At 21.2% G+C, this 9,704-nt stretch carries 12 protein-coding genes; 1 reads left to right on the top strand and 11 read right to left on the bottom strand.

Features of this window, described 5'->3' with window-relative positions:
• Positions 1-647 (bottom strand): hypothetical protein (locus U744_RS04340; RefSeq protein ID WP_156921655.1); only part of this gene is annotated, 647 nt, incomplete at its 3' end.
• Positions 648-945: 298 nt separating this feature from the next.
• Here U744_RS04340 and U744_RS0103670 point away from each other — a divergent pair.
• A complete protein-coding gene (locus U744_RS0103670) occupies positions 946-1,458 on the top strand; it encodes a hypothetical protein (RefSeq protein ID WP_025755704.1) in 513 nt (170 codons plus the stop codon).
• A gap of 245 nt (positions 1,459-1,703) precedes the next feature.
• Here U744_RS0103670 and rsmI read toward each other — a convergent pair whose 3' ends face one another.
• The 10 genes from rsmI to U744_RS04650 all read right to left on the bottom strand — a co-directional run bounded on the left by rsmI (position 1,704) and on the right by U744_RS04650 (position 9,306).
• Positions 1,704-2,417, bottom strand: coding sequence for a 16S rRNA (cytidine(1402)-2'-O)-methyltransferase (gene rsmI, locus U744_RS0103665; RefSeq protein WP_025755703.1), 714 nt, complete (start codon positions 2,415-2,417; stop codon positions 1,704-1,706).
• Positions 2,410-3,327, bottom strand: a complete 918-nt coding sequence (locus tag U744_RS0103660) for a hypothetical protein (protein ID WP_025755702.1) — start codon at positions 3,325-3,327, stop codon at positions 2,410-2,412. Before U744_RS0103660 ends, rsmI begins: the two co-directional genes overlap by 8 nt.
• A complete protein-coding gene (tmk, locus tag U744_RS0103655) occupies positions 3,314-3,970 on the bottom strand; it encodes a dTMP kinase (protein WP_025755701.1) in 657 nt (218 codons plus the stop codon). The genes U744_RS0103660 and tmk overlap by 14 nt, the downstream gene beginning before the upstream one ends.
• A gap of 12 nt (positions 3,971-3,982) precedes the next feature.
• Positions 3,983-4,567 (bottom strand): toprim domain-containing protein, encoded by a 585-nt coding sequence (locus U744_RS0103650; RefSeq protein WP_025755700.1) that lies wholly within the window; start codon positions 4,565-4,567, stop codon positions 3,983-3,985.
• Complete coding sequence (locus U744_RS0103645; protein WP_025755699.1) at positions 4,567-4,854, bottom strand: YbaB/EbfC family nucleoid-associated protein; 288 nt, start codon at positions 4,852-4,854, stop codon at positions 4,567-4,569. Before U744_RS0103645 ends, U744_RS0103650 begins: the two co-directional genes overlap by 1 nt.
• A gap of 1 nt (position 4,855) precedes the next feature.
• Positions 4,856-6,898 carry a DNA polymerase III subunit gamma/tau gene (dnaX, locus tag U744_RS04335; RefSeq protein WP_025755698.1) on the bottom strand — a complete coding sequence of 681 codons (2,043 nt, stop codon included), beginning with the start codon at positions 6,896-6,898 and terminating at the stop codon, positions 4,856-4,858.
• Positions 6,899-7,163: 265 nt separating this feature from the next.
• On the bottom strand, positions 7,164-7,949 hold the full coding sequence (locus tag U744_RS0103635; RefSeq protein ID WP_025755697.1) for a hypothetical protein: 786 nt from the start codon (positions 7,947-7,949) through the stop codon (positions 7,164-7,166).
• A gap of 206 nt (positions 7,950-8,155) precedes the next feature.
• A complete protein-coding gene (locus U744_RS04655) occupies positions 8,156-8,308 on the bottom strand; it encodes a hypothetical protein (protein ID WP_156921652.1) in 153 nt (50 codons plus the stop codon).
• A 37-nt stretch (positions 8,309-8,345) separates the two neighbouring features.
• Positions 8,346-8,639, bottom strand: a complete 294-nt coding sequence (locus U744_RS0103625) for a hypothetical protein (protein WP_025755695.1) — start codon at positions 8,637-8,639, stop codon at positions 8,346-8,348.
• Between the two features lie 478 nt (positions 8,640-9,117).
• Positions 9,118-9,306, bottom strand: coding sequence for a hypothetical protein (locus U744_RS04650; RefSeq protein WP_156921650.1), 189 nt, complete (start codon positions 9,304-9,306; stop codon positions 9,118-9,120).
• Positions 9,307-9,704: the final 398 nt, after the last annotated feature.

Here is a 9,704-nt window from a genome sequence, read left to right as displayed (position 1 = left end):
AATATCGCTTCATTTAAATTTGTATTAATAATATTTTTGTTATTTTGATCTTTTTTAGCTTTTAATTCTATTTTTAAATTAAAATTTTCATCTTTATTGTGTTCATCTGAAATTGGTGAATTATGAAATGTTTGTACCCCAGAATTGGTTGAAACTATTTTGTTTTGCTCATTATTGGTAGAATTTATAGTTTTCTTTTCTGTAACAGCAGTAGTAGTAGTAGTAGTAGTAGTAGTAGTAGGAGGAGGAGGAGTAATAGTTGAATGATCATCTTTTTTATTAATTAATTTAATTTTATTTTTCTCATTATTAAAAAGAGGTTTAGTTTTTTGTTTTGTTTTTTCTTTATTTAAACTTGTATCATTATTTGTATTTTTATCAGTTTTTTTTGACTTATCTAAATTATTATTATTATTAGAAAAAGAAGAAGAAGAAGAAGAAGAAGTTATAGAAGAGCTATTATTTTTTGATTCAGAAGGGTTTTTTTCTGAATTTGAAAAATTTTTTTTAATTTCTAGTTTTTCTGAGATAATGTTTTGATTTGGTTTTTCATTTTGATTGTTTTTTTGTGTACAACTAGAAGAAATTGCTACCATGGAAACAACACTAAGAATAGAAGAACAAATCATTATTTTTTTAGATTTCATTTCATCCTTTTTTATATGATTAAATATAATAATTTTAAAATTTTTATTTATATAAAAATTATATTCTTTAATATAACCAATAATTTGTAAAAAAAAAAAAAAAAAAAACTGTTTTTTATTTAAAAAAAATCAAAATAAATAATTTTTCAAAATAAAAAATATATTTAGTGAATATATATGTATAATCAAAATGGACAAATATCAACTAAAACTTAGTTATAAATTTGTCCGTATAATGAAAGTTTGTATATTCTTAAATTATTTATTTAATTTATAGAATTTTACATAATTAAATCTTATGAAAATTAAAAAAATTTTTTCTCGTTTTGGAATGGGATTTTTAGTTCTTAGTGCTTCTGCTGGAACTATTGCTCAAATTTCTTATTCACCTTTATCACAAAGTAAAAGGCAAAAAAAATTAAAAAAACATTTAGAAAAAACTAAAGACTCTAGAAAAAGAGCCCAAGAAAGAGTTAAACGACTTCAAGCTAAAAAAGCTAAAATTGAAAAATTTAGAAAAGATACTTTAATAAAAAGAAATCATTCAATTCAAAATTCAGCTGACCCAATTATTAAAAAACATGATGCTTTAAAATCAAAAATTAAAAGCTTTAAATTAAATCAATTTCAACTTGCTCAAAAAGTTCGTGAAGAATTATCTAAATCACAAAATTCAGATGATAAACTCAAAACCTATTATCAATTAATGGTTCAAAAAAGAGAAGCTAAAAAAAATAATTTAGCTAAAATTAAAGCTCAAAAAGACAAAATTAATAATTTTAAAAATAAATATAATGCTTTAAAAAAATAAAAATGTTCTTGCTATTAATATTGAAGTTTAACAATTAACTTCATTGCAACACTAAAAGTTCTGCTTTTTTACAAACAGAACTTTTTTTAATAAATAAAAAATAAGAATGAATTTATTTTATTTTTTTTAAAATTGTTTAACAATATTTTTAGATTGAATAAATTTTAAATATTTTTATAGCCAATTTGTTAATTTTATTATTAAAAAATAAAGTTAAAATAAATGCTATAAACACCAATATTTTTCTAATTTTTTTTATATTTATTGATTTTAGTTCTTTTAACTTTAGGTAAATTTAGCACTAATGTAAATTCACCTCTAACTAAATTTTCTTTTTCTAAAATATTTAAAATTTCTTGTGCTGTTCCATAAAATCAACGTTCATGAATTTTAGTTAGTTCTTTAGCTAGACAAAGTTGAATCTGTTCTTGAAAGACAAAATGAATATCTTTTAATGAGTTGATCAATTTATGAGGCGAAACAAAAAATACATAGGTTCCAATTGTTAATTCTTTTAATTGATTAATTCTTTGAATGCTTTTGTCTTTTAAAAAACCCAAAAATGTAAATGGATGTGAAAAACTTGACCCAACAAAAGCCGTAATTGAAGCGCTAACCCCTGGCACTATTTCAAAATCAATATTATAGTCACGACACATTTTAATAATTTGAAACCCTGGGTCAGAAATAACAGGCATTCCCGCATCAGAAACTAAAGCAATTGATAAAGAATCATTGCTTTGTAATAAATTTAAAATTCCTTTTGAACTATTTTTTTCAGTAAAATTATTATAAGTAATTAGTTTTTTGTTTTCAATTTGATAATATTTCAACAGTTTTGAAGTAACTCTAGTATCTTCACAAGCAATAATATCAACTTTCTTTAAAATACTTAAAGCTCTTAAAGTTATGTCTTCTAAATTTCCAATTGGAGTACCAACTATATACATTTTACTCATAAAGTCTCATTAATTCAATTAATAATTTTTCTTTTTGCAAGGAAAAATTTCAATTACTTTTAAAAACCCGTAAAAATTGATCTATAAAAGAAATAATATTAATCAACTTTGGTTGTTTTTTATTTATTTTTTTACTTAAATTTAAAATTTTATTTCCAAAATTAAATTCAAATTTTATTAGTTGATAATTTAAAAGTAATATTCAAACAAATCCCTTTAAAATAAATTCAGTTTTTTCTTGATTATTTTTTTCAAGATTTTTAATTAAAAAAGCATAAATTATTACTTTTTGCTTTAGTGAATCATTTAAGGCACCTAGAAAATCAAGAAAAATTTTTATATTTTCATTATTGTAAATTTTAATAACAGTATCATAATTATGATAAATTCTTGATAATACTTCTGTGTATTGATCAAACAAATTATTTTTTTGAAAATTAATTTTTAATTGCTCAAAAGTTGGATTTTTTAATTTTAAAATAACACTTCTAGATTTAATTGTGTCAATTACTTTAAATAAATTTTGAGTGGTTAAAATAATTGTAGTGTTCATTTTAGGTTCTTCAATTGACTTTAAAATTGAATTAAGCCCTTCTAAAGAAGAATAATCAATATTTTTGATAAAAACAAAAAATCTTTGCCTATCAGTATTAATTAATTCTACTTTTGAAAAAATTTCTTCTAAATTTGACTTTTTAATTAACTGTTCTTTAGAATCAAGATAAAAAACATTTGGAAAATCAGTAAGTTGATTAAATGTTTGAATATTTAAATTATTAAAAATAGCGAAAATTTGTTTCAAATCAACATCAATATTATAATTGTGAGGGTGCTCAATTAAATATAAATGAGCAATTTGATTTTTTAGTGAAATATTTTTTAATATTTTTTCTTGATTAGCTGATAACATTTTTTTCTAAATATTCCTTAAATTTAGAGTTTTCTAAAAGTTTAGAAAGAGTTTCTTGAAAAACTTCTTCTTCATTTTTAGTTGCATCAATTACAATAAAACGTTCCAATTCTTGATTGATTAATTGTCAATATCCTTGATAAACCTTTTCATGAAAATCAGTTTTTTCTTTTTCTATACGATCTTCCAGTAACTGATTTTGATTTCTGCGATTTTTAGCTTGAAGTGGAGTTATATTAAAAAATATAGTTATATCAGGAATACAATTATCAATAATTAATTCTGTTAAGGTTTTTACATAATTTAAACCCAAATCTCTCGCAAAACCTTGATAAGCATAAAAACTATCAATATAACGATCACAAAGAACTAAATTATTTTCTTTTAATGCAGGTCAAATAACTCTTTCTAAATGAATTCTTCTACTAGTTGAATATAACATTGCTTCTGCTACGGCTGATAAATTTGAAGATGAATCTAAAATAATTTTACGAATTTTTTCAGCTTCTGTTAATTCTTTTCCTCCTGGTTCTCTTGTGAAAACAATTTTATTTAATTTAAAATGATTTTTTAAATAAGTAAATAATTTATTTATTGTTGTAGTTTTACCACTTCCATCAAGGCCTTCAAATGTAATAAACATAATTTACTCCCATTACTTTTGTCGATTAATTAAAGAGAATTTTAAGGTCATTTCATCAATGTAATCAATTGATGCTCCAATTGGTATCCCAATTGCTAATTGAGAAATGTTAATTTGTTTGTCTTTAAATTCTTTTTTGATTAAAATATTAGTCATTTCCCCAGATAAATTTGGAGATATTGCTAATATAACTTCATCAAATTTTTGTGCATAAAATTTTAAAGAATTTATTTCTTTTAATGTTTGATCAAGATTTTCTTCCTTAGTCATTAAATTTTTAAATGTATAATATTTCCCTTTATAAAACTGGCCTTTTTCAATTTTTTCAATAATTGCAAAATTATCAACAACTAAAAGCTTATTTTCCCGATTAACATCATCACAATATTGACAAAAATCTACTTCACTTGGCGATTGGCATAAAGGACAAAATATTACTTTTTCTTTAAGATTTTTAAAAGAATTGGCTAACAAACCAACTTTTGATGCATCATTTTTTAAAATTCATAAAACAATTTTTTCTGCTTGTTTGCGTGAAACATTTGGTAATTGTCTAATTCCCTCAATAAATTTTTCAATTAAACTAGAATTAAACATTAAAATGGCATTCCGCCTGGCATTTTTGGAGTAATTTTTTCATTTTCTTCTTTAATTTTGTCAATTGCTTCATTAATAGTAATTAAAATTAAATCTTCTAAAATTTCTTTATCTTCAGGATCTATTAAAAGTTCATCAACTGTAATTTTTTGAATTGAGAAATCTCCTTTAATTTCTACTTTAATACCTTGTTTAGTTATTGTAAAAACCTTTTCCTCAAGTTCTTGTTGTTTTTTTTCAAGATCTAATTGCATTTTTTTAAGTTGTTTAAGCATTTCGTTATTCATATTATTTACCTCTTTTTATTATTTTCATTGCTGGACCAAATAAAATTTTTGCTTTACTTTCAATTGTTTCATCTTCAAAACGATTTTCAAGTCTTGTAAGTGGGGGTATTGCAACTAAATTATTTGGAATTTGATTGTTAATTGTTTGCTCTTTGTAAAGAGCATAAGAACTTTTTCTTAAATTAGGAGACAACAAATAAATATGTTTATATCCTTTAAATACAAAATTTATATATTTTTGAAATTTTTCAGTGTTTCTAATTTTAAAAATATTTGACAAAAGATTTTCATCATCTGAAGTCAAAACAATAAAAGTATTGGATCCCGCAAGAATTTTAGTATTTTTCAACATGCTCATATATTGAAATAATTCTGGTTTGCTTTTATTAATTGTTATTTCTGAAAGTTCTTTATAATCTTGCAAATTATCTTTAATATTGCTTTGAATTTTTAGTCTTAAAATATGTAATAAATTAGCAATATCTTGCTTGTTTCATTGATTTTGATATAAATTTTCATTATAATCATTTAAAACCATCGTCTTTTCTAAATCAATTTCTTGTGTGTAAATTAATTTATCTTCAGTTGATATTTCTTGATTATCAATAATGTCATTTGAAACATCTAATTTAGAATTATTTTTTTCATTACTATCAATTATAAATTCATTATTTTGATTTATTTTTTGTTCAATTTCATCATTTTTTTCAAATGTAGAATTTGAAGTTTTATCTAAATTAGATTTAACTTCATATTCTCTTAGTGTTGCTTCATTCATTGCAAAAAAATCAAATGATTGATTTATATTTTCTTTTTCTGATTTAATAATATTTTCAATTCCAAAATCATGATCAGGTACAAACTCTTTTTCTTTTGTAAGATTAGAATTTATTTCATTTTTTTTCTTGATATCTAAAGATGCTTCTATATTATTTAATTGCTGGTTTTTATGTGAATTTAGCAAAATATTTTTTTTATCCATTTTCTCTGAACAAATTTTTAAAAAAAATAATTCTAATAATTCAAAAGCATGTTCAGAGCGTTTTAATTTAGGCAGAATATCATTTAATTCATTTAAAACAAAATTAAAAAATTTTGAATCATTTGTTAAATTTTGTATTTCTTCAAGTGAAACTCACTCAAGAAATTTTTCATTTTTAGTTAAATAATACAATCAAGTTTCTTTAACAATTGAAATTAAACTTAAAACAAATTGTGTTGCATCAATTCCATAATTAATTAATTTTGTAAATAGTTTTATAGTTTTTTCAATATCTGAATGATACAAATAATTAATAATCTCAATAACAAGTTTGTTTGAAATAATTCCAAAATTAGTCATTAAATCATCTACATTAATTTCCCCGTTTCCAAATGAAGAACTTTGTTCAGCAATTGATAAAGCATCTCGCATTCCTCCTGATGATAATCTTGCAATTATTTTTAAAGCTTCTAAACTAAATTTAATTTGTTCTTTACTTAGAACATATTTTAAATGATTGGTAATTTCAGTGATACTTAAACGTCTAAAATTAAATCTTTGAAGTCTTGACATTACAGTTAAAGGTATTTTTTGATGATCAGTTGTAGCAAAAATAAATATAGCATGTAGTGGTGGTTCTTCAAGAGTTTTAAGCAATGCATTAAAAGCACTATTTGAAAGCATGTGAACTTCATCAATAATATAAATTTTAAATCTACTATTAATTGGTGACTGCTCAATTTTTTCCTTTAACTCTCGAATTTCATTAACACCATTATTTGATGCTGCATCCATTTCAATAATATCAAGTGATTTACCAATTTGTTGTTTGCAATTATAACAAGCCTTTGTTGGATCTTCATTGTGAAAACAATTTAAAATATTTGCAAAAATATTAGCAAGTGAAGTTTTTCCAGATCCTTTGGGGCCACTAAATAAATATGCATGACCAATTTTTTGGGTCTTAATAATATTTTTTAAAGTATTTATAATGTGGTCTTGACCTACAATTTCATCAAAAGAAGTTGGGCGATATTTTCTGTATAATGTTTTATAACTCACTTGTACCTCCTTTGTTTTATTAATTATAATTAATAATAAAAATAGAATGAAAAATTTATTAAAAAATTGCTAAAAATTTTATTGTTGAAAATGCAAGAAAAATAAAAAAATTTTTGTAATAAATAATTGCGAATAATTGTACATTTTATTAACTTTTATTCATAAATTTGTTTTTAAATAAATATTAAAATAAAAAACACTATCACAAAAATTGAAAATTTTAAAAAGTTAATTCTAATTTTATTTTTATGTAGTGTTTTAAATTTTAAACTAAATTAAATTTGTCTAATTCTTCAGCGATTTGATCAATTTTTTTAAATTCATTATCCAATGTTTCAATAAGAGAATGAATAATAGCTTCATAATTATTTTTGCTTTTAATTTTAATTGCATTTCTTCAAAAAAATGATCTAATGGAAAAATAATTTTGATTGTGCTTGGTTTTAAATCTACCTTGTGGAAATTTTTTTAAAAAAAGTTGTTGATCATATTCATTTGGTTGATTTTTAATAAAAAATTTTACTGTTTCTCTAAATATGGATATATCATTTCTTAAATAAATAGTTTTACCACTAGTTGTTTCAAATTTATATAAAAAATGTCATCCATCAAATATAAACATGTTGTGTATTCCAACAGGCATTTTTTGTTTTTGTTCTAATGCATCATCAAAAAATTTATATTCTTCATAAAAAAAACAATTAATAAGATACTCTTTTTCTTTTTCATCTGAGTTTTTATGTGTAATTATTTTTCCTGAATTTATAAAATTAAATTGATTAGTTGTTGCAAATAAATAATTTTGTAATGCTTCACTTTTGACAATCATATAAGTTATAATTTTCTGATTTTTTAATCTTGGTTTTTTACTTTTTTTACTTTTATAATTTTGATATCTGTAACTAATTTTATTTCAAAAATTGATTTTAACAACAAAAGCAAAAATACTAAAAAAAATAAATCCTATAAAAGTAAAAATAGTATATATAGCCTTTGATTTAATTAATTCAATAATATCAAAAAAAGAAAATGGAAATGCTCCAAGAAGCAATAAAAATATAAAGAATAAAAAACTAAATATAAGTGTAATTAAAAAATACTTTAAAAAACTATTTTTTTGTGTAATTTATTTTTAAAAAATAAATTTCATCAATTCGTTTTATTTTTTCATCTATTTTTTCATCTTTAATTCAATTTAATCACTGATTTTTTAACTAATCTTTATTCATAATTGATATACCAAAATAACAAAAAATTTTATAAAAGCAAACTAAACTCATTAAACAGTGAACTTCATGCAAGAACATTATCAGCAACTGAAATAAATTTTCCAATAGGAGAAGCTCATGATGTAAATTCTACAATTGTTCTTTTAACAATCAAATTTTCTGCTAACTTTTTGAATGTCATTCAAGCAAATTTTTTTACTAAAACATCTGAAATTTTTTTAAAAAAAATTAAACTTTATTAAATCTCCAAATTTCAACATTAAATATCCAGATGTTCCATAAGTTCAAATTGTTGAAAATAAAAGAGTTCCTTGCCCATGTTTTGTAAATTTAAAATCAAAAAATATTTTTTTAATTTCACTAAAATCTTTAGAAAAATAGTGTTTTCCTTCGATTATTTCTGGACTATTTAATTCATTTTTTATTTCTTTAATTCAAGCTTCAGTTTCATATTGAGAATCAAAACTTAATTTTACAAAAATAGTCATAACAGAAGTTTGTGTTGTAGCCACTATAGCACTAGGAATTGTTGCTCCAAATGAAAAAAAGGAAGCTCCAGTATATCCAATAGCTAAAGCCCATGCAGCTGCAATTAATGTAGCGCTTAAAGCATTAAAAGTTTTTAAATTTTCTAAATAATTTTCAATTTTTTTTAAATATTTTTTCAGCTTTATTTAATTTATTAAAAAAAATATTTTTTAAGGCTATATTTTCTTGTTCTTTCAATTCAGTATTTTCATTTTCATGCTCAAAATTAAGTATTGTTTTTTATTATAATTTAATTCATTAATTTTGCTTTTTGATTTTTGTTGATTTATATTTTATTTAGTTTTTCTACTTCAATAATAGCTTTTTTATAAATATCAGGAGAATAATTTTTAATTTTGTTTTTAACATCTTCAATAGATATTCTATTATTTAAAATACCTTCTAAATTAGTTTTAACATTTTTTTAAATTCATTTAATGATGTTAAATTATTATTAAATGTTTAAAGTGAAATATTATTTTCTAAAAAATAATTAATTTGCTTTTTTAATTCCAAATCAGCTATATCTAAATCTATTTTAAATGTTTTATTTGATACAGTTGGTGGCATATTTTCTAATTTTAAAATTTCTGGTGATATTCTATGAGGAGTTGAATTTACATAAACTGGCACAGTCAAAGACTGAATCACATCTTGCCATTAGTTAAAAATTTTGTAATTTCATGTTATTTGTTCCTTTTTTAACTTGTATAAAAAAATTATACTCTTTTAAATATTGATTAAAATAATTAAAAAATATTTAAATAATAAAATTAACCATTTTTTGTATTTTTTTAAATTAGTTTATATTGAATTTAATAATAGTTTTTTATTTTCTTAAATTTATGAAAAATTATGAAATTTTTTTATTTTTTAAAACTTTTTGCTAAAAAAAAAAAAAAAAAAACATCTTATAATGTGATAAGCCTTAGATATATTTATGTATTCATTTAAAAAGGTTGAATAATTATTTTTATAATAAAAATGGAAAGAGATTAATAAAATGAAATCAAAAAAAATGATGCTTTTATCAACAATGCTAATTGGAG

The sequence above is a fragment of the Mycoplasmopsis cricetuli ATCC 35279 genome, from assembly GCF_000526955.1.
GTDB lineage: Bacteria > Bacillota_I > Bacilli_A > Mycoplasmatales > Metamycoplasmataceae > Mycoplasmopsis > Mycoplasmopsis cricetuli.
The sequence above is the reverse complement of the archived record's forward strand: the minus strand, read 5'-3'. Positions and strand labels throughout refer to the sequence as shown.